Origin of the sequence: Neorhizobium sp. CSC1952, assembly GCF_030378245.1 — a bacterium.
Classification (GTDB): Bacteria; Pseudomonadota; Alphaproteobacteria; order Rhizobiales; family Rhizobiaceae; genus Neorhizobium; species Neorhizobium oryzae_A.
The window spans coordinates 2,050,887-2,071,029 of the sequence record NZ_CP128416.1; the positions used below are offsets into that span (position 1 = coordinate 2,050,887).

The window sequence follows — 20,143 nt, forward strand, 5'->3', positions numbered from 1 at the left end:
TGGGTCATGAAAATGCCGGCCGTCGCCGGCCGGCATGATTGAAGTGGAAGCGACCGGTAGCCGGCTCAGGGTTTCGGCAGGGGCTGTTCCACGGCGGAGGCGGAGCCAGCGGCCGGATCGCTGCCGAACCACTTCTTGTGGATGGCCGCGAGCGTGCCGTCCTTCTTCATCGCGGTGATAGCATCATTCGCCTTGAGAAGCAGCGGGTGGTCCTTGCTCATCATTAGGCCATACTGTTCGCCGGTCTTGATGCGAACCTTGACGGCGAGGTCCTTCATCTTGAGGAAAGCGTATTCCATGCCGGGAACGTCGCTGACGGCAGCGTCGGCGCGGCCGGCGGAGAGATCCATCAGCAGGTCCTGCTGGGCATTGTAGCTCTTGATTTCGCTGATGCCGTATTTCGCCTGGTTGTCCTTGCTCCACTTGTCGCCGGTGGAGCCGGCCAATACGCCGACAACCTTACCCTTCAGATCCTCGACCGCGGAAAGGTTCGCTTCCTTGCGTGTGGCGATACCCATGTCGGAATCATAATAGGGCTGGGTGAAGGACTGGCTGGCGAGGCGCTCCTTGGTGATGGTGATGGAGGAGATCGCCACGTCGATGCGCCTGGAGGAGACGGCGGCGAACAGAGCCTGAAAACCGAGGTCGGAAATTTCGACCGTCATGCCGAGCCGTTTGGCTACCTCATTGACGATGTCGACCTCGAAGCCCTCAAACTTGCCGTCCGCTGTCTTGTATTCGAAGGGCGGATTGCTCGGATAGGAGCCGACGACGAGCGCTTCGGCGGATGCGAGGCCGGCGCCCGCAAGGGACAAGACGGCAGCGCCCGCAAGGCCCATGAAGGCGCGGCGGAAAAGGGTCATGGTCATGATTTCGTTCCCTCTGTTCGTGACCGGAGGCTCTCTCCCGATCAATCTGTTCTTTCTTCTTGGCGATGAATGGAATGAACAGGATCGGGCTCTCCCCCAAGAGCGATGCCGCAAGCGTTCCATATCCTCTTTCAACGCGCGTTTGGAGGGGATCGTGATGCAAAATCCGGCCGGTTTCAAGCGAAAAGATTGAAGCTTAAATCATGTCCCGCATGGGTGTTACCGGCGGTAAAGCGCATTGTAAAAATAGTTTAGGCCTAAACTTGTTTTTCCTCGGCTATGGTCCGATAGTGAGCCAATCGATCGGGGAACGAGGCCGCCGCCCAAGCGTTGCGACCTTAGAAAAGCAGGAAATCCAGCCATGCGTTTTGCCTATTTCGCCTTCTTTGAGAACACCGACGGCAGCCAGCTTGCCGTGAGCGAGGCGGATGTCGAGACCGTTGCGGAGATCGTCAGACTGACACCGGGGCTTACATCGGCGAATTTTTATACGCCCGAGACCACCGACGACATGTTCAATGCGAAGGAACTGCCGCCGGTCTTCGGCATGCAGCTTTATTTCAACGAGCTGACCGAGCTTGAGGACGCCATGGCGCCGGCGGGCCACCTGCAGCAGCTCGCGGCTTCCGGCGTGCTCTCCAGCATCCGCGGTGCCAGGGCGACGCAGCAGGCCATGTATGTGCGGCCTTTTCCGGTCGACGACGGCAAGCTCGATGTCGAAAAGAACGGCAATCCCTGCTCCTACGTCGTACATTATACCGGGCCGGCCGAGGACCTGAACGTCTGGATGCACCATTATGTCAGCCATCATCCTCAGGTGATGCGGACTTTTCCGGGCATCCGGCAGATCGAGGTGCTGTCGCGCATCGACTGGTGCGGTTTCCTGCCGTGGGAGCGGGTCAACCACATGCAGCGAAACCGGGTGATGTTCGACAGCCCGGCAGCGCTGCAGATGGCACTGCAATCGCCTGCGCGCATCGCCATGCGTGAGGATTTCAAGACCTTTCCGCCCTTCGAAGGCGGCAATTCCCATTATCCGATGGAGACGCGGACTATTCGGCCCTGAACGATAAAGCGGTCATCCGGGGCGAAGCTATTCGACCTGATAGCTCGCCTCCGAAAGCACCGGCGACCATTCCATGTTGACGTCGTCCGGCGGCACGGCCGCCAGCAGGCTGCGGGTATAGGGATGCTGCGGATCGGCAAAAACGGTTTCCGTTTTGCCGCTTTCGACCACTTCGCCGCGATACATGACCATGACCCGATCGCAGATATAGCGCACCACCGAAAGGTCGTGCGAGATGAACATCATCGAGAAGCCGTGTTCGTCGCGCAGCTTCAGGAGCAGGTCGAGAAGCTGGGCCTGGACAGAGACGTCGAGGCCGGAGACGATCTCGTCGGCGACGAGAATGCGCGGGAGGGTGCAGAGCGCGCGGGCGATGTTGACGCGCTGTTTCTGGCCGCCGGAAAGCTGAGAGGGAAAACGCATGGCCGCATCCGGCGGCAGGCCGATTTCCTTGAGCAGCTCGGCGGCCCGGTCCATGCGTTCACGGGTGCTGTTGTGCAGGCCGGTCGCCTCGTTCGCCTGAGTGACGATGCTGCCGATCCGCCGTCGCGGGTTGAGCGCCGATTGCGGATCCTGGAACACCATCTGGATATATTCCCGGCGATAGGCCTTTTCCGCATTGTCGTTTGCCGTCACGTCGCGGCCGGCGAGCGTGATCCTGCCCTCGGTCGGCGTATCGAGGCCGACGACCAGGCGGGCGAGCGAGCTCTTGCCGCTGCCGCTCTCGCCGACGATCCCGACGAATTCGCCCTCGCCGAGGGTGAAATCGACACCGTTGACCGCCTTGAAGCTGCTGCGCCTGGCGAAGGGGCTCCAGGCGGTCGTATAGGCCTTGGTAAGCTTTTCGCCCAGCAGATGCGCTTTGGCCGACGTGGCCTGGCGGCGGGGAGCCAATGGCGGCGGCACGATCTCCGGCGTCTTCTCCGTACGGATGCAGGCGGCGATGTGGTTCGGCCCGATATCGGCAAGCGGCGGCTCGCTCTCGGTGCAGGCCTCGACTGCATTCGGGCAGCGTGAAGCAAAGCGGCAGCCTTTCAACTCCTTCAGGACGCGCAGGCCCGGCATGCGTTCCGGCAGGATGAAGAGGCCCCGGCGCGGGCCGCTGATCGTCGGGTTGGCGAGCTGCAGACAGCGCGTATAGGGATGTGCCGGTGCAGAGAACAGCTGTTTTGCAGGCCCGCGTTCGGCCGGACGGCCGGCATAAAGCACCATGATCTCATCGCTGATCTGCGAAGCCAGCCGGAGGTCGTGAGTGATGAAGATCACCGCCGTGCCGTCGCGCTTCTGCATTTCGGCAATGAGCTTGACGATGCGGGCCTGGATCGTCACGTCGAGTGCGGTGGTCGGCTCGTCGGCAATGAGGAGGCGCGGGTGGCTGGCGAAGGCCATGGCGATCAGGATGCGCTGGCACATGCCGCCGGAAAGCTGATGCGGATATTTATCGAGCAGCGCTGCGCCATGCGGCAGATGCACCGCCTCGAATTCCTTCAGAGCCCGTTCCCGCCAGTTCTCGCCGGGGGCAAGGCCGATGCGCAGCAAATGTTCCTTCATCTGCTGGCCGACGCTCAAGACCGGATTGAGGCCTGAAAGCGGTTCCTGGGGGATGAAGGCGATGTCGCGGCCGAGCAGGCTGCGGCGGCGTTCCGGCGCCATACTCACCAGGTCTTCGCCGTCGAATTCCAGCGTGCCCCGGGTGACCGCGAAACCGTTCGGCAGATATTGCGAGATGGTGCGGCCGATCATCGACTTGCCGGCACCGGATTCTCCGACGAGACCGAGGATCTTGCCTGGCTGGAGCGAGAAGTTGAGATCGGTCAGGACCGGAAAGCTTTCCTTCCCGCCGAGCGATTCAACGCAGAGGTTGTGTGCGGAGAGGATAGGCCCAAGGGAATTGGTCATCAGGTGCGCTCCGTCTGCGTGAGGCGCGTATCGAGGGTGCGGCGCAACCCGTCGCCCAAGATGTTGAAGCCGAAAACCGCGAAGAAAATCGCGAAGATCGGCGCGATCAGGTTGAACGGGGCTTCGTAGATGTTCTGGCGGGCATCGGCGATCATCTGGCCCCAGGCGGCGGTTTCCGAGCCGACGCTCATGCCGACGAAGGAGAGGATCGCCTCGACGATGACGGCAACGCCCATTTCCAGGCTCATCAGGGTGATGAGCAGCGGCAGCGTGCCGGGCAGGATTTCACGGGTGATGGTCCGCCAGTGGGAGAAGCCGACGAGCTGGGCGGCAGCGACATAGTCGCGCCGGCGCAGGACGATCACCTCGCTTCGCAGCACGCGACAGAAGCGCGTCCAGTCGACCAGGATGATTGCCAGCACGACATTGCGCAGGCCCGTGCCGAGGCCGACCATGAGGATGAGAGAGAGGATGACCGGCGGGAAGGAGAGCCAGATTTCGACGACACGGCCGATCAGCCAGTCGACCCAGCCACCGAAATAACCGGCGATATGGGCGAAGAACGCGCCGATGATCATGGCACCGATGGAGGCGGTGAAGGCGACAGTCAGCGCCACCCGGGCACCGTAGATCAGCCGCGACAGGATGCAACGGCCGAGACTGTCCGTACCAAGCGGAAACATGGAGTCACCACCGTCCGCCCAGGCCGGCGGCGTCAGGATGCTCAAGAGGTTCTGCTCGTTCGGATCGTTCGGCGCCAGATGGGGCGCGAAGATCGCACAGACGGCAAGGATGAAGATGATGACGAGGCCGGTCTGGACACGGCCGGATTTCAGCCAGAGCGGAAGCGGTCGCATGTCAGCGCATCCTCAGTTTCGGGTTGAGGATCAGGTAGAGGCTGTCGACCACGATGCTGATCACCAGAACGGCGATACAATAGGTCAGCCCCGCACCCTGGATGATCGGCAGGTCGGCGTTGCGGATCGCATCGACCATCAGGTTGCCCATGCCCGGATAGGAGTAGATGATCTCGACGAGAAGCGTGCCGCCGAACAGGAAGCCGAACTGCACGCCCATGAGGCTCAATGTCGGCAGGATGGCGTTCTTCAGGCCGTGGCGGATCAGGATGCGCTTTTCGGAGAGACCTCGCAGCCGCGCCTGCTGGATATAGTCGTCCTGATAGGCATCGAGCAGGCTCGACCGCAGCACGCGCATGAGTGAGGGCGAGAGCGCGATGCCGAGAGCCAGGCATGGCAGGATCATGTGCTGCAGGGCGTTGAAGAAGGTCGAGATATTGCCGGTGATCAGGCTGTCGATCAGCAGAAAACCGGTAACGACGGGACGTTCAAAACCGGGGCTCAGCCGCCCGGTGAAGGGCAACACCTCGAAGAACACGCCGAAGATCAGCAGAAGGAACAGGCTCCAGAGGAATTCCGGCAACGAGAGAAGCAGAATGGAGAAGAAGTCCATCACGGCTTCGGCGCGGGTACCGCGTACATAGAAGAGGAAAAGCCCGCCGGCGAGGCCGAAGATGGTGGCGACCACCATGGCAATGACCGCAAGTTCGATGGTGGCGGGCAGCGTCGAACCGATCAGGGACGTCACATCCTGCCGGAAGTGAATGGAGCGGCCCACATCGCCCTCAAGCAGCTTGCCGAGCCAGATGCCGTATTGCTCGTAGAGCGGCCGATCGAGACCCATCTCCGTGCGCATGGCCTCGACTTCCTCCACGGTCGCATTCGGCGGCAGCGACATGGCGGCCGGATCGACCGGGAGGATGCGCAGGATGCAGAAGAGAAGCGCGGAAACAATGAGCAAGATCGGTATCGCGGTGAGGACGCGCTTTACCAAGAGCTTGGCAATGGTCGCAAACATGCGTTTGCCCCGTATTACGATGTCAGGGAAAGGGTCCGGACGCATCCGGACCCCTCGAGATTTCATTCAGCCAGCTTATGACCAGGACATGGTGCTGCCGAGAACCCAGGCATTGCCGTATTTGACGTAGTTGAGGTTCTTCTTGCGCACCAGTGTCTGGACGCTCTGCAGGATCGGAATGTTGGCGCCCGTTTCGACGGCTTCCTTGGCCACGTCCTTGTAGCCGGCGATGCGCTTCTCATAGACGGGTTCGACAAACAGCTTGAGGATCTTGTCGCCGATTTCCTGACCCTTCCACGCGCCGAACGGCATCTTCGGGTTCATGAGATAGCCGGAGAAGATCTCCGGGTCGCCGGTGGCGTTGTCGAAGCTGTAGAGGGTTGCTTCCGGCAGCTTGCCGCCGCGGTTCAGCTCGAAATATTTCGAATATTCGATCTGCTGCAGCTCGACTTTCAGGCCGACCTTCTGCCACATCTGGACGAGAGCGCGGGCGATGTCGAAATCGCTCGGAAACTGGCCGTTGGTGGCTGCCAGCGTGAAGGTCGCGGGCTTCTCGGCCGTGTAGCCGGCATCGGCCAGCAGCTTCTTCGAGAGTTCCGGATCGTAGGAGAACTTGTAGTCCTCGATATAACCCGGCGTGCCCGGCGTGGCCGGAATGGAGAGCGGAACGGCGGCACCGCCGTAGAAGGCCTTGGAAAGCGCGGCCTTGTCGATGGCGTGATGGGCGGCAAGGCGAACGGCCTTGTCGGTAAAACCCATGTCATTGCGCATCTGGAGCAGGATCAGGCGGGTGAAAGGGTTGATCTCGGCCGTCAGGCCTTCGGTCTTGCCGAGGCGTTCGGCTTCGCGAACCGGAATGTTGACGGTCAGGTCCACCTGGCCGGACTGGATGGCGGCAGTGCGGGCGGACGGATCCTTGATGATGTCGATCGTAACGCGCTTGATCTTCGGCTTGGCGCCGAAATAATCGTCGTTGCGTTCGAGCACGATGCGCGAGTTCATCTGGTAGTCAACGAGCTTGTAAGGACCGGTGCCGACCGGCTTTTTGGCGAATTCTTCCGGCCCGACGGATTCGACATATTTCTTCGGCACGAGATAGCTGCCGAGGAAGGCAAGCCATTGCGGGGCGGTCGGAGTAGCAGCGGAGAACTTCATGACGCCTGACGTCGGCGAGGTGATCTCGATATCGGTCAGCGTCCGCCAGGAGTTGGCGATATCGAGCTTCAGGCCCGATTTGATGCGCTCGACGAAGGTGTACTTGAAATCCTCCATCGTCATAGGGTCGCCGTTGTGGAACTTCACGTCGCTGCGGATCTCGAAGGGCATGGAGAGGCCATCCGGCTGCAGTTCCCATTTGGTGATGAGATTGGGAACGAGCTTCAGGTCGGGCGCCTGATCGAGCGGCTGATCGAAGACCAGCTTGAAGATCGGCTGCGCATCCGGAACGAAGCGCAGGTTCGGGTCCCAGGACGGGACGTCGCTGGGCCAGCCGATGGTGACGTTGTCGGAGCCTTGAGCAAAGGCAAAGGTGGCCTGCGAGAGCACCGAGCCGCCGACGGCGGCAAGGCCAAGCATCTGCAGGAGATTTCTGCGGTCGATTTCGAAAGTCATGGCGATCCCTCTGGTTCTTTCCATCGGCACAAAGCCGACGGACCTGCGGCGGTTTTCTGAAAACAAGCCTGCAATCCTGCCAGGGGCTTCTGATAGTCCTGTCCGATGCCGTTCTTTGCGGCAGTCCCCATAACAATTGAGGGGATGGTAGAACGAGGTATAAATTACTTCAAGCCTAAAATTTCGGATGGTTCAAAATTGAAAACCAGGGCGTTCCAGGTGAGCGGAAAGGCCGGAAAGCCAAGGCTTTTCGCGCCAACGGAAAGTTGAAAGTTCGTCAGCCAGCAATCTTGCGGCGGCATCCGAGACGCCCCGCTCGTAAAAATCCGTTGACGTCCTTTCCTGTTATTTTATGCTTAAAATGTCTTTTGGAGAAAAGCGTCCATCGGTTCAAGGGGAGTCTCATGATCGATCCGCATTGCCATTCCAGCAGTATCATGGTGGAGCGTCCGGCGGCGGCCGCTTTCGAGCTCATGTCGGACGGGCTGAAACAGGGACAGTGGGCCTGGGGCAGCCTCAACCGAACCGAGGTGGAGCCAGGACTTTTCTGCGGCACGTCAACATTCACCGGCAAGCAGACATTCGTGCGGTTGAATGTCGACCGGGCCCGCTTCCAGGTGGACTACGAGGTCGGCGGCTCCAAGGAGGCCATGCAGTTCCGCAATATGTCGCGGGTCATTCCGGGTGAGTTGCTGCGCATGGGGCCGGATAAGTGCGTGGTGACACTGCTCACCTGGCGATTGGAGACGCAGACGGATGCGGAGTGGGTCCAGTTCGGCACGATTCACGAGGCCGAGATGTTCCTGATCAAGGGCCTGCTTGAGCGAGCATAAGGACGAGAGATGATGCATTCTCCCTATCTGCTCTTCGAGCATCGGGCGCTGAAAAATCCGGATGCGCCCATGCTGATTGCACCGAAGAGCGCCAAGCTGCCATATGCACCGGACGGTTTCCGTTACAGCTACGGCGAGGTTTTCGCGCGCGCCGGCCTCCTGAAGCGGAGGTTTGCGGAGGCCGGATACGGAATCGGATCGCGAGTGGCGCTGCTCCTCGAAAACCGGCCCGAGTTCTTCGACTATTGGTTGGCGCTGAATGCGATCGGCGTTTCGATCGTGCCGATCAATCCGGACCTTCGCCGGGACGAACTGCTCTTTCAGCTCGACATGGCCGAGGCGCCGCTGATGGTCGTGGTGGCGGAACGGCTGGATGAGTTGCGGGATATCAGCCCGGAAAAAGTAACGGTAATCGCCGTTGGCGACGACATTCCATCGTCTCCGGAGCCTTACGAGGCGCGTCCGGGCGGGCCCGAACAGGAATGTGCGCTGCTGTTCACGTCCGGCAGCACCGGCAAGCCGAAAGGCTGCATTCTGTCCAACGCTTACTTCGTCACCGTCGCCGAATGGTACACGACCCAAGGCGGTATCGCGCAAATGAGCGAGGGGGCCGAAGTGGCGCTGACGCCGCTGCCGATGTTCCACATGAATGCGCTCGGCTGCACCGCCGTCGGCATGATCATGAAGGGTGGCGCGATCGTGCCGCTTGACCGTTTCCATTCAAGCTCCTGGTGGGATTCGATCGCCGATTCCGGCGCGACCATCGTCCACTGTCTCGGCGTCATCCCCGCGATCCTGCTCCAGCTTCCGGTCGTCGAGGCGGAGCGGGCGCATCGGGTGAAATTCGCGCTGGGACCGGGCGTCGATGCGCGGCACAAGATCGAGTTCGAGGAGCGCTATCGCATTCCCATCGTCGAGGCTTGGGCGATGACGGAGACCGGCGGCCGAGCCGTGACGACGACGGCGGCGGATGAATATACGCCTGGGCTGCGCTGCATCGGCCGACCGCGCGTCGGCATGGATTTCCGCATCGTCGATGACGCCGGCAACGATGTCGAACTCGGCAAGCCGGGCGAACTTCTGGTGCGCGCCGAGGGGGAAAATCCACGCGACGGGTTCTTCAGCGGCTATCTGAAGGACGAGAAGGCGACGGGTGAAGCCTGGGAAGGCGGCTGGTTCCATACGGGTGACGTCGTCTATGCCGATGACAAGGGGCTTCTTTATTTCTTCGACCGCAAGAAGAGCATCGTCCGCCGCAGCGGCGAGAATATCGCCGTTTTGGAAGTCGAAGCAGCCCTTGCCAAGGACCCGGACGTGAAGGCTTCCGCCGTAACGCCGGTGCCGGACGAGTTGCGCGGCGAAGAAGTCTTCGCCTTCGTTGTCGAAAACGAGGCGGCGGAATTGGGCGAACCGACGGAGAGGGCGAAGCGGATCATCGATGCGGCCAGCGCCCATATCGCCTATCACAAGCTTCCCGGTTACGTCGTCTTCATCGACAGGCTGCCGGTGAGTTCCACCCAGAAACTGCAGCGCGGCGAGATCAAAGCGATGGCCGCCAAGGCGGTCGAAGATGGTTCGGCGATCGACCTGCGCAAGCTGAAAGCTTCGATCCGCAAGACGGGCTGACGCGGCTTTCGCGCTCCGACATTGTTTGGTATATGAGAAATCAAAGCTAAAATTCTTATATGGAGGCTTGCATGACCCCGGAAAAGATTCTCTACGAGACTGCCGTTACCGCCCATGGAGGACGAGAAGGCAAAGCTCAGAGCCTCGACGGCAATTTTTCTGTCAATCTTTCCGTCCCGAAGGGGCTTGGCGGACCGGGCGGCGAAGGCACCAATCCGGAGCAGCTTTTTGCCGCCGGTTATGCAGCCTGCTTCCTCGGGGCGGTCAAACTCGTTGCCCGCAACAGGAAGATCGCGTTGCCGGACGATGCCTCGATTACCGCCAAGGTGGGGATCGGTCCGGTGCCGGTCGGCTACGCGCTCGCGGTCGAACTCGTCGCGTCCCTGCCCGGTGTGGATCGCGTCGTGGCGGAGGAGATCGTCGCCGGCGCGCATGAGCGTTGCCCCTATTCCAATGCAACCCGCGGCAATGTTGACGTGAGGCTGACGGTCGCCTGATGGTCCTTTCCCGCGCGCGGCAGTCTTACGATGGCGTAGTGCTGGCGGTGCCGGTGACGGTGCCTTACCAGCGCTATTCCATCGAGACCGCGCATTGGTGGATGGGCAAGGCGCTCAGGGCGCTGGCGGAAGGTGCGGGCGTCAGCCATAGGGATTTCGACGGCTTTTCGGTGTCGAGCTTCACCATGGGGCCGGACAGCGCCATCGCGCTGACCCAGCATTTCGGTCTCACGCCGCGCCATCTCGACCACGTGCCGATGGGTGGCGCCTCCGGTATCGTGTCGATCCGCCGTGCTGCCCGGGCCGTGCAGGCGCGTGATGCGGATATCGTCGCCTGCGTCGCGGCGGATACGAACCAAGTCGATACGTTCCGGAAGACACTCGCCAATTTCTCCCGCTTTGCCCAGGATGCGTCTTACCCCTATGGCGCCGGCGGGCCGAATGCGAGCTTCGCACTGATCGCCCGGCACTACATGGATACCTTTGGCGCGACGCGCGAGGACTTCGGCAAGCTCTGCGTCGCCCAGCGCGACAATGCGTTGAAGAACCCGTATGCCCTGATGAAGAAGCCGCTGACGCTGGAGCAATATCTCTCGGCGCGGCCGATCGCCGAGCCCTTCCATCTGTTCGACTGCGTCATGCCCTGTGCCGGTGCCGAGGCATTTCTTGTGATGCGTGAAGAGACCGCGGCCTCGCTCGGGCTGCCTTTCGTGCGGCTTCTCTCGGTGATTGAGCGGCACAATGCCTTTCCGGACGACCCTGTGCAGGTGCGCGGTGGCTGGGTGATCGATCGCGACGAACTCTACGGCATGGCGGGTGTCAAACCCGATGATATGGATTTCGTCCAGACTTATGACGACTATGCGGTGATTTCGATGATGCAGTTCGAAGATCTCGGGTTCTGCGCCAAGGGCGAAGGTCCGGATTTCGTGCGGCAGCACACATTTACCATCGACGGCTCCTTTCCGCACAACACGTCGGGCGGTCAGCTTTCCGTCGGCCAGGCAGGTGCGGCCGGCGGACATCTGGGTATCACCGAAGCGATGCGTCAACTGCTGGGGACGGCGGGAGGCACGCAGGTTGGGGATGCGAAGCTCGGCCTCGTTTCCGGTTTCGGCATGATCAATTACGACCGCGGGCTTGCCTCGGCGGCCACCATCCTGGCGAGGGCGTGATGACCGAACCGCTCTCAAAACCAAACCGCAAGAATCCGCTCGTCCGAACGAGGCAGCCGCTTCTGCCGCCTGCTTCCCGCAGTTGCAAGGCGCATGGATTGACCCTTGCCGCGGCGGCGGGCCGCTTCATGCTGCAATGCTGCGGCGGGTGCGGGCAGTATAGTTATCCCGTCCGCGAAGCCTGTTCGAATTGCCTTTCTGCCGATCTGCCGTTCAAAGATGCGCCGACAGGCGGGGTGCTGCTTTCGGAAACCCGGATCGAGGTAACTGGCGATCCTTATTTTCGCGAGCACATGCCCTGGCGCACCGGTCTCGTGCGGCTCGATTGCGGGCCAAGCGCGGTCGTACATCTGCATGGCGATTGCGGCGGGCCGGGCAGTCAGCTCTCCTTGTCATTGCAGCTCGACCGCGCCGGCCAGGCCGTGCTCTTCGCTAGACCCGTTTCGGAGACGCCTGATATGGAAGACGATCCTCAATGGCGGGAAATGACCGCCGATCCGAAATACCGGCGGGTGTTGATCACCGAGGGCCGCAGTCCTGTCGCCGTGGCGCTGGCGATTGCGCTGAAGAAAGCGGGCGCCGCGAAGGTCTTCGTCGGTGTGGCAGACCGATGGAAGCCGTTCGAAGAGCAGAAGGCCCTCGAAGCGATCGAGGGCGTCGAGTTCGTCGATCTGGACCTGACCAGCGAGCGTTCCGTCCAGGAGCTTGCGATGGATATCGGGGCCAAAGTAGAAATCCTGATCAACACCGCCGACCATGTGCGGCCCACACATCTCTTCAACGCCGGGGCGATCAATACCGCGCGTGACGCGATGGACCATACCGTAATCGGCCTGATGCGGCTTGCTCAGGCCTTCGGACCAGTGATGCGGTCGCGGGGCGCCGATGGCAAGACTGGGGCCGTTGCCTGGGTCAACGTACTTTCGGTTCATGGGCTCAGCAACGTGCCGCAGTTCGGCGTGCATTCGGCCGCCCACGCGGCCTGTCTTTCGCTGTCGCAATGGCTGCGGAGCGAGCTTCGGCAGGGCGGCGTGCGAGTGATCAACGCTTTCACCGGGCCGCTCGACACGGAATGGTTCCAGACCGTACCGCCGCCCAAAGTGGCGCCGAAGGCTCTGGCCGATGCCATCATGGACGGGCTGAAGCGCGGATTGGAAGACATCTATGTCGGCGATGTCGCCAAGGATATCGAGGCGCGGCTGTTCGACAATCCGAAGGCGGTCGAGCGGGAGGCAGGCCAATGAACGGAGACATCCTCGCCACCTTCGCGGGTGCGCTGGCGAGCGGACAGATCCGCGTCGTCGATCTTACCCACACGCTCTCGCCGGATTTTCCGGTTATCGTCATGCCGCCGGAGCTCGGCCAGTCGGCGCCGTTCCGCATGGAGCGGGTTTCCCGTTACGATGCGGCCGGGCCTGCCTGGTACTGGAACAATCTTTCCTTCGGCGAGCACACGGGCACGCATTTCGACGCGCCAATCCACTGGTATACGGGCCGCGACCTGCCGCTCAATTCCGTGGATACGCTGCCGCTGTCCGACATGATCGCGCCCGCCTGTGTGATCGACTGTTCCGCCGAAGCGGCGAAGGATGCGGATTTCCTGCTGACGGTCGCGGACGTGGCCAAATGGGAAAAGAAGCATGGCCGCATTCCGCCGCGATCCTGGGTGCTGTTGCGTACCGACTGGTCGAAGAAAACGGGTGCAGCCTACGCGAACCTGCTGGCCGATGGCGCCCATACGCCAGGGCCGGATGCGGAGGTGATGCGCTTCCTGGTCGGAGAACGGGAAATCATAGGCTTCGGAACCGAGACGATCGGCACGGATGCCGGGCAGGCCGGGCATTTCTCACCACCTTATCCGGCGCATCACTATCTGCATGGTGCAGGGCGATACGGGCTGCAATGCCTCGCTAATCTGGACCAACTGCCGGCGAGCGGAGCGATGATCGTGTCCGCGCCGTTGAAGATCCAGAACGGATCGGGCAGCCCGCTGCGCGTGCTGGCGCTCGTTCAGGAGCGTTCGACCGGATGAGAGCCGCTCGCTACGCGGCGGGCTGCGGTGTCGTAGAAGCTCGTCAGCAGTTCCAGCATCTCCGTCGCGTCGCCGAGCCCCTTTTCAGCGTGATCCATCTTCTGGATCAGCGATACCAGCAGGTGCCGCCGCAGCGCCCGATAGTCCTGGGTGAGCTTGGTGCCTTTGCGGGTGGGTGTATAAAGCGTGTCCTTGCGAGACCTGCCTTTCACGCGTTCGATGAGCTGCAGGGTCTGCAGCTTCTTGATGGCGTATTGAATGTTCGCGGTGTCGTCGCGGCCGAGCAGGCGGGAGATTTCGCCCAGTCCTTTCGGCTTGTTGCGATAACGGATCGTGTGCAGGATGGCGGTGTCGAGGCCGCTCAAGCCGGCGCCGGCAAGTTCGCTCGAGCATTCCGACTGCCAGCGCAGGAAGGCTGCGGAAATCCGCCACAGCGACCATTCGAATTCCGTGAGCGCCGCTTCCGACAATTCGATGCTGGCGTCGTTCAGCGGGTTTTCGGGCGTGGTCGGCGATGTCATGCGGTTCTCCGGGCTATTTCAGTACCGGGAGTAAAGCCTTAAATTCATGTTTTGACGAGAACGAATTCGCGCGAACAAGTGAACGAATGAGGGGACAATGCGCATCTTCTGGCAAAGCTTCATCGACGCCACCGCGAGCGCTGCATATATGAAGCGGCTTTCGGACTATCTGAACGGCATTGCCGAACCCGGCACGACGGTGGATGTCTTCGGCATCAGTCCTCCGGACCGGCATTTCGGGCGGCTGGCGGAATTCCGCTGTGCGGCGATCGCCATCGACAACGGACTGGAAGCGGCAAGCCGCGGCTATGATGCCGTGGTCATCGGCCATTTTCAGGATCCAGGCCTTTACGAGCTCAAATCGGCCCTGACGATCCCGGTGATCGGCACGGGTGAGGTCTGCATGCACTATGCCGCGCGGCTCGGCCGGCGCATGGCGCTCGTCACGCTCGACGACGTCTTCCAGGTCTGGCATTACGAACAGGCCGATCTCTATGGCCTCGGCAGCCGCGTGCGGCATGTGGCCGGCCTGAATTGCGAACCGGCGGATTTCAGCGCCGCTTTTGCGGGCGATGACGAAGCACGCCGGCGGATGCTTGCAAATTTCGCCGCATGTGCGGAGCCGCTGGTACGCGACGGGGCGGATGTGGTCGTGCCGGCGGGCGTGCTTCCCGGCCTGCTGGTGGGTGGCGAATACGGGTTCAAGGTGCTGCATGCGCCGGTGGTGAACACGGCGGCGGTGGCTCTGAAGAGCGCCGAAATGGATGTGCGGCTCCAGAAGATCAACGGCATCGAAGTCAGCCGCGGGCCGTTCTGCGCGCTCGCCAACGGGGGTGCGATCGAGGATTTTCGAACGTTCGTCGCCAAGGGCCGTCAGACACCGTTGTTCCCGAGCGGGACCTGAGTGTTACATGACCAATATCAGGCGTCCACGGGAGATGGCGCCTTTTTCCACCAGCCTGTGGGCTTCGGCCGCTTCGAAAAGCGGCATGGTGCGGGCGACCTGCGGTTTGATGACGCCGGCGCCAGCCAGCTCCATCATCGCCTGCAGCGCGGATTTGTCGTCGGTCACCATGGCACGGGTGACCTTTACCCCGAACTCGGCGCCGCGATCCCTGATCGGGTCGGCCACCAACCAGACGAGGTGGCCGCCCTTTTTCAGGACCTTGTAGGACTTGTCGTGGATGTCGCCGCCCATCAGGTCGAAAACGATGTCCTGCTCCTTCAGGAGCTCGGAAAAGTCCTCCTGATCGTAGGCGATCGCCTGGTCTGCTCCAAGACCGAGCACATAGTCCCGGTTGGTCGAGCGGCAGGTGGCGGTCACCCGTGCCCCGAGATGGTGGCAGAGCTGGACGAGGAGACCTCCGACAGCACCGGCACCGGCGTGGACGAGCACCTTGTCGCCGGATTTGACCTCGGCCGTGCGCACGGCGATCCAGGCGCTCAAGCCGGCGTTGGTCAGCGCGACGGCTTCGACAGTTGACAGATTTTCCGGGATTTTGACCGCATTCTTCTCGTCGAGGGCGATCATTTCGGCATAGCCGCCCTGGGCGAAGACGCCGGCCATGACGGCAACTCTATCGCCGATCCCGAATTCACTTGCGCCTTCGCCGACGGCAGTCACCGTACCGCCGCCGTCGCGGCCGGGCACGCTCGGCATCGGCAGCGTGAAATGGCTTTTCAGGTAGCCGGCGCGGAGCTTCCAGTCGAAGGGCGTGACGCTTGCGGCTTCGAGCTTGACGAGAACCTGACCCGGCCCGGCAACCGGATCGGGCAGGTCGACGCAATGCATGACTTCGGCCGGGCCGTGCTCGCTGTACTGAATGGCCTTCACGTCCTCACCCCCTGAAATTGACCGGATATTTCGGCTTCTCGCCTCTCAGCACGGCAGCGACATCCGCAAAGACCTTGCTGCGGACTTCGGCATAGCTCTGGGTGGAGTAGTGCGCCGCATGGGGCGAGACGATCACCTGATCGAGGGCCAGGAGCGGATTGTCCGGGGAAGGGGGTTCCTTTTCGAACGTGTCGATACCTGCACCGGCGATATGACCGCTTCGGATCGCCTCGGCCAGTGCCGCCTCGTCCACCAGGCCACCGCGCGAGACGTTGATGACGAAGGCATCCTTCTTCATCTTTTCGAGCGCATCCGCGGAGATGATGTTGCGGGTCTCGGGTGTTGCCGGAATATGCAGGGAGACGAAGTCGGCCTTCCCGAGCAACTCTTCCAGAGAAACCGGATTGGCGCCGGCAGCGGAAATCTTCTCAGCCGGCATATAAGGATCGTAGGCGATGATCTCGTAGCCGAAGGCCTTCGCCTTTGCGGCGGTCAGGCGGCCGATCTGGCCGAATCCGATGAGACCCAGCACTTGCTTGCTGGGTCTCGTAATGCCGGCGCCGTCATCCATCGCGAACCAGCGACCCTTGCGGACGGCGCTGTCATAGGTCTTGAGCTTGCGGGCAAGCGACAGGATCAGCGCCAGCGCGTGGGTACTCACCTCGTCGATATTCGAATCCGGCACGTAGGTGACCTGCACGCCGGCTCTGGTACAGGCTTCCACATCGATGGAGTCGAGGCCGACGCCGAAGCGGCCGATGACCTTGAGGTTCCTGAGTTCGGAGAGGACGCGGGCGGTGATCGGCTCGCGCAGCACCATCAGTGCGTCTGCGTCTTTCGCTTCGGCGATCAGGGCGTCTTCGGTGAGCAGGGTCTTTTCGACGAACTCGGCGCCGAGACCTTCGAGATAGGCGAACTGTTCCGGTTCGACGGTGAGCATGCCATCGGTCTTGATGATCTTCATGGTTTCACCTCAGGCGTTGCGGGCGGCTGCGGCGCCGGCGGCAAGGCTCGCCCCGAGGAACATGGTGTCGCTGGCGAGCAGGTAGAAGCTGATGCCGGCTTCGGCCCATTTGCCCACATCGTCGGCCGAAGGACGGAAGATGCCGACCGCCTTGCCGGCCTTGCGGGCGGCGGTGGTGATGTTGGTGATCGCAGCGTTGAGTTTTTCCGCCCCGGCCGGCCCCATGGCATCGATAGAGACGGAGAGGTCGCCCGGGCCGATGAAGATCACGTCGACGCCTTCGACAGCGACGATTTCCTCGACATTGGCAAGTCCTTCGGCGGTCTCGATCTGGATCGCCAGGACGAGGCTTTCGTTGGCCGCTTTCAGGTAGTCGGGAATGCGGTAGCCATAGGCGGAGGCGCGGCCGGGGCCGACGCCACGTTCACCGACCGGCGGATAACGGGTCGCCATGACAGCGGCCTTCGCCTGGGCGGCAGTGGAGACGCGCGGCACCAGCACGCCGGCGGCGCCGGCATCGAGCGCCGAGGCGATCCATTCCGATCCGTGGCTGGGAACGCGCACCATGGCCGGCACGCGATGCGCATCCGAAGCGCGCACCAGATTTTCGATCAGCTCGCGATCGATCTGCGAGTGCTCGGCGTCGATGCACAGGAAATCGAGCCCCGTTGCGGCCGTTACCTCGATTGCAACGGGATGAGGAATGGCGGCGAAGGTGCCTATCACCCGTTCATAGCCGATGCACTTCTTGCGGAAATCACTCATGACGATCCTCTGGAGATTTGTCCCTTTGCGGGTTGGCGGGCGATGGCGCGTCTCGCGATCAAAATAAAGTTTAAGCCTAAAATTATTGAAGCCGCAAGCTGAATAACGAGGCGCTCGGAATAAAGCAGGGTTCCTTGTTTTGGTTATGATCCGTATACTAGTTATCGGCGATTTTCACCAGGATAAAGAGAAATCGCAGGTTTTTCCTTGAGATTTGGATAAAACAGTATACTGATTTTGCAGGAGGTTCCATGCTCAAGCCGAATGACAATCTGGTGGATGGCGTTTATTCCGACCTGCGGTTGAAGCTGCAACGGAGTGCGATTTCTCCGTCGGACCGATTGGTCGATACGGAGATTGCCGCAGCGAACGGCATTTCCCGCATGCCGGCGCGCGAGGCTCTGCTGCGGCTGGTGGCCGAAGGCTATCTGGTCGGCACGACTCGCGGCTTCATGGTGCGGGAATTGTCGCCGGAGGATATTTCCGGCCTCTTCGAAGTGCGCAGGCAGCTCGAGCCGCGGGCGGCGGCGAGCGCGGCCCGCGATATGACACCCGAAGTCGAAGAAGAACTGACTGCGGCGATGAGACGGGTCGAACAGGCGCTCGGCGCAAGCGATATCCCGGCACTGCTTGCGGCCAATGTCGATTTTCGCAATGCCTGGCTGAAGGCCGTCCGCAACCCGCATATGGCAGCGACGATCTCTCGTTTCATGGACTATTTCCAGTCGGTGCGGCTTGGAACTTTTGCCGACCCTGATACTGCCGGGCAGTATATCGACGGGCTATCGCGTATCCATGTGGCCTTTTTGGCGCATGACCCACTGATGGTGCAGGACCGGATGATGCTTTTCATGTTCGCGGCGGAGGAGGCCTATCTCTCCGTTCGCCGGCGCCAGTTGGAGGCGGAGACGGAACGTCCCGCCCGCAGAAAAAACAGAAGAAGAGGAACGGCATGATCATCAAGCAGCATCCGCTCAAGGGGCCGAGCAGGTTGAAGCTCGGCGTGTTTTCCGCCAATGCGGATGGCGGCCTCGCCATCACCGACGTGCCGGAACGCTGGCAGGCGCGCTGGGAAGACAATCTCAACGCCGTGCAGATCGCCGACCGCGGCGGCCTCGATTTCTTTCTGCCGATCGCCCGCTGGAAAGGATTCGGCGGCAAGAACCGGGTGCGCGAATGGTCCTTCGAAACCTTCACCTGGGCGGCGGGGCTTGCTTCCGTCACGGAGCGGATCGGGCTTTTCATGACCGTGCATGTGCCGCTGGTGCATCCGCTCTATGCCGCCAAGGCGCTTGCCACGGTCGATCATATCAGCGGCGGCCGTGCCGGCCTCAATATCGTTTGTGGCTGGAACCCGAAGGAGTTCGGCATGTTTGGCGTCCCCCTGGTGGAGAAGGGATACGACCAGGCGGCGGAATGGCTGGAAATCATGGAGCGGGCCTACGTATCGGACATGCCGTTCGACTACGAAGGCACCTACTACAAGCTGAAGGATGTGGTGAGCCGTCCGGCCAGCCTGCAGTCGCCGCGCCCGGTCACGATGAACGCCGCTTTCGGCGGGCCGGGCCGCGATTTCGCGGCGAAGAACTGCGAATATCTCTTCACCACCTTCACCGAGATTTCCGAGGCTGGAAAGCATGTGGAAGACATCAAGGGCCGGGCAGAGAGGCTCGGCCGCGAGGTCGGCGCCTATACGGTCTGCCACGTCGTCTGCCGCGAGAGCCAGCAGGAGGCGGAGGATTATTACGAGCGCTATGCCGTGACGCTCGCCGACCATGAGGCAGTCGACGCCCATATGGCCGGCAAGAAGGAATTTTCCCAGTCTCACGATAGGGAATCCTATGAACGATATCGCAAACGGTTTGCCGGTGGTGCCGGCGGCTATCCGCTGATCGGCACGCCGGAGAAGATCGTTGAAGATATGATCGCCATTTCCGAACAGGGGTATTCCGGCATCGCCATGTCCTTCGTCAACTACACTTATGAGCTGCCTTTCTTCTGCGACCGGGTCATGCCGCTTCTGCAACGGGCGGGGCTGCGGGTTGAATGACGATGGATTCCGTCAACGAAGAGGTCGAGGCGACGCGGCTCGCTTTCCGTGAGGGGATGTCGCGGCTGGCTGCGGCCGTGAACATCGTCACGACCGACGGGCCGGGCGGACTTGCCGGCTTTACCGCGTCGGCCGTCTGCAGCGTGACCGATCGGCCGCCGACGCTGCTCGTCTGCCTCAACCGGTCGAGCTCGGTCGCCGGCATGTTCGAGAGGAACCGCGTGCTCTGCGTCAACACGCTCGCGGCCGGCCATGAGTCGATGTCCAAACTCTTCGGGGGAGCGACGCCGCAGGAAGACCGTTTCGCGGTCGGTGACTGGATCGTGGGCAATACCGGCTCGCCGCGGCTCGTCGATGCCATCGTCTCGTTCGATTGCGAAGTGGAAAATGCGATCGAGAGCGGTACGCATCATGTGCTGTTCTGCCGCGTGATCGGCATCGCCCACGGCACGGATAATGACGAAGCGCTCGTCTATTTCCGCAGGCGCTACCATCACCTGAAATGAATGGGCCCGGCGCTGTGCCG

The 20,143-nt window shown here is 61.7% G+C and carries 21 protein-coding genes; 12 read left to right on the plus strand and 9 right to left on the minus strand.

Translation table 11 applies throughout. From position 1 onward, the window contains the following. Positions 1–65: 65 nt before the first annotated feature. Positions 66–863, minus strand: coding sequence for an ABC transporter substrate-binding protein (locus tag QTA58_RS10185; protein ID WP_289673102.1), 798 nt, complete (start codon positions 861–863; stop codon positions 66–68). On the opposite strand from QTA58_RS10185, the gene QTA58_RS10190 reads away from it, so the two are divergent. Then, entirely contained in the window at positions 862–1,062 is a 201-nt protein-coding gene (locus QTA58_RS10190; RefSeq protein ID WP_289672679.1) for a hypothetical protein, read from the plus strand. The two genes, QTA58_RS10185 and QTA58_RS10190, sit on opposite strands and share 2 nt — an antisense overlap. 168 nt (positions 1,063–1,230) lie before the next feature. Next, positions 1,231–1,935: a hypothetical protein gene (locus tag QTA58_RS10195; protein ID WP_289672680.1), complete on the plus strand. Its 705-nt coding sequence runs from the start codon at positions 1,231–1,233 to the stop codon at positions 1,933–1,935. A 27-nt stretch (positions 1,936–1,962) separates the two neighbouring features. Here QTA58_RS10195 and QTA58_RS10200 read toward each other — a convergent pair whose 3' ends face one another. The 4 genes from QTA58_RS10200 to QTA58_RS10215 all read right to left on the minus strand — a co-directional run bounded on the left by QTA58_RS10200 (position 1,963) and on the right by QTA58_RS10215 (position 7,320). Next, complete coding sequence (locus tag QTA58_RS10200; protein ID WP_289672681.1) at positions 1,963–3,834, minus strand: ABC transporter ATP-binding protein; 1,872 nt, start codon at positions 3,832–3,834, stop codon at positions 1,963–1,965. Then, positions 3,834–4,691 (minus strand): ABC transporter permease, encoded by an 858-nt coding sequence (locus QTA58_RS10205; protein ID WP_085419849.1) that lies wholly within the window; start codon positions 4,689–4,691, stop codon positions 3,834–3,836. Before QTA58_RS10205 ends, QTA58_RS10200 begins: the two co-directional genes overlap by 1 nt. A 1-nt stretch (position 4,692) precedes the next feature. Further along, entirely contained in the window at positions 4,693–5,709 is a 1,017-nt protein-coding gene (locus QTA58_RS10210) for an ABC transporter permease (RefSeq protein ID WP_289672682.1), read from the minus strand. A gap of 75 nt (positions 5,710–5,784) precedes the next feature. After that, positions 5,785–7,320 carry an ABC transporter substrate-binding protein gene (locus QTA58_RS10215; RefSeq protein WP_289672683.1) on the minus strand — a complete coding sequence of 512 codons (1,536 nt, stop codon included), beginning with the start codon at positions 7,318–7,320 and terminating at the stop codon, positions 5,785–5,787. Between the two features lie 404 nt (positions 7,321–7,724). Between QTA58_RS10215 and QTA58_RS10220 the strand changes: the two genes are divergently transcribed. The 6 genes from QTA58_RS10220 (at position 7,725) to QTA58_RS10245 (ending at position 13,483) form a co-directional block, all read left to right on the plus strand. Then, positions 7,725–8,153, plus strand: a complete 429-nt coding sequence (locus QTA58_RS10220) for a hypothetical protein (RefSeq protein ID WP_085419846.1) — start codon at positions 7,725–7,727, stop codon at positions 8,151–8,153. A 9-nt stretch (positions 8,154–8,162) separates the two neighbouring features. Next, a complete protein-coding gene (locus QTA58_RS10225; RefSeq protein ID WP_289672684.1) occupies positions 8,163–9,779 on the plus strand; it encodes an AMP-binding protein in 1,617 nt (538 codons plus the stop codon). A 71-nt stretch (positions 9,780–9,850) separates the two neighbouring features. After that, positions 9,851–10,276, plus strand: a complete 426-nt coding sequence (locus tag QTA58_RS10230) for an organic hydroperoxide resistance protein (RefSeq protein WP_289672685.1) — start codon at positions 9,851–9,853, stop codon at positions 10,274–10,276. Further along, complete coding sequence (locus QTA58_RS10235; RefSeq protein ID WP_289672686.1) at positions 10,276–11,451, plus strand: thiolase family protein; 1,176 nt, start codon at positions 10,276–10,278, stop codon at positions 11,449–11,451. The genes QTA58_RS10230 and QTA58_RS10235 overlap by 1 nt, the downstream gene beginning before the upstream one ends. Continuing rightward, positions 11,451–12,695 carry an SDR family NAD(P)-dependent oxidoreductase gene (locus tag QTA58_RS10240; protein ID WP_289672687.1) on the plus strand — a complete coding sequence of 415 codons (1,245 nt, stop codon included), beginning with the start codon at positions 11,451–11,453 and terminating at the stop codon, positions 12,693–12,695. The genes QTA58_RS10235 and QTA58_RS10240 overlap by 1 nt, the downstream gene beginning before the upstream one ends. Then, a complete protein-coding gene (locus QTA58_RS10245) occupies positions 12,692–13,483 on the plus strand; it encodes a cyclase family protein (protein WP_289672688.1) in 792 nt (263 codons plus the stop codon). The genes QTA58_RS10240 and QTA58_RS10245 overlap by 4 nt, the downstream gene beginning before the upstream one ends. On the opposite strand, the gene QTA58_RS10250 is transcribed toward QTA58_RS10245, so the two are convergent. Then, positions 13,462–14,004: a winged helix DNA-binding protein gene (locus QTA58_RS10250; RefSeq protein WP_289672689.1), complete on the minus strand. Its 543-nt coding sequence runs from the start codon at positions 14,002–14,004 to the stop codon at positions 13,462–13,464. The two genes, QTA58_RS10245 and QTA58_RS10250, sit on opposite strands and share 22 nt — an antisense overlap. A 97-nt stretch (positions 14,005–14,101) precedes the next feature. On the opposite strand from QTA58_RS10250, the gene QTA58_RS10255 reads away from it, so the two are divergent. Next, positions 14,102–14,908 (plus strand): aspartate/glutamate racemase family protein, encoded by an 807-nt coding sequence (locus QTA58_RS10255; RefSeq protein WP_289672690.1) that lies wholly within the window; start codon positions 14,102–14,104, stop codon positions 14,906–14,908. Between the two features lie 3 nt (positions 14,909–14,911). Here QTA58_RS10255 and QTA58_RS10260 read toward each other — a convergent pair whose 3' ends face one another. From QTA58_RS10260 to QTA58_RS10270, 3 genes are read right to left on the minus strand one after another with little or no spacing between them, the layout of a single operon-like run. Further along, positions 14,912–15,838, minus strand: coding sequence for an NADP-dependent oxidoreductase (locus tag QTA58_RS10260; RefSeq protein WP_289672691.1), 927 nt, complete (start codon positions 15,836–15,838; stop codon positions 14,912–14,914). A 4-nt stretch (positions 15,839–15,842) separates the two neighbouring features. Then, a complete protein-coding gene (locus tag QTA58_RS10265; protein WP_289672692.1) occupies positions 15,843–16,802 on the minus strand; it encodes a C-terminal binding protein in 960 nt (319 codons plus the stop codon). 9 nt (positions 16,803–16,811) lie between these two features. Next, positions 16,812–17,567, minus strand: coding sequence for an aldolase/citrate lyase family protein (locus QTA58_RS10270; protein ID WP_085419836.1), 756 nt, complete (start codon positions 17,565–17,567; stop codon positions 16,812–16,814). A 251-nt stretch (positions 17,568–17,818) separates the two neighbouring features. On the opposite strand from QTA58_RS10270, the gene QTA58_RS10275 reads away from it, so the two are divergent. From QTA58_RS10275 to QTA58_RS10285, 3 genes are read left to right on the plus strand one after another with little or no spacing between them, the layout of a single operon-like run. Next, positions 17,819–18,523 carry a GntR family transcriptional regulator gene (locus tag QTA58_RS10275; protein WP_289672693.1) on the plus strand — a complete coding sequence of 235 codons (705 nt, stop codon included), beginning with the start codon at positions 17,819–17,821 and terminating at the stop codon, positions 18,521–18,523. Beyond that, the gene (locus tag QTA58_RS10280) at positions 18,523–19,617 is read left to right on the plus strand and encodes an LLM class flavin-dependent oxidoreductase (RefSeq protein ID WP_289673104.1); all 1,095 of its coding nucleotides are present in this window, start codon (positions 18,523–18,525) and stop codon (positions 19,615–19,617) included. The genes QTA58_RS10275 and QTA58_RS10280 overlap by 1 nt, the downstream gene beginning before the upstream one ends. Next, positions 19,614–20,123 carry a flavin reductase gene (locus tag QTA58_RS10285; protein ID WP_341850279.1) on the plus strand — a complete coding sequence of 170 codons (510 nt, stop codon included), beginning with the start codon at positions 19,614–19,616 and terminating at the stop codon, positions 20,121–20,123. The genes QTA58_RS10280 and QTA58_RS10285 overlap by 4 nt, the downstream gene beginning before the upstream one ends. Positions 20,124–20,143: the final 20 nt, after the last annotated feature.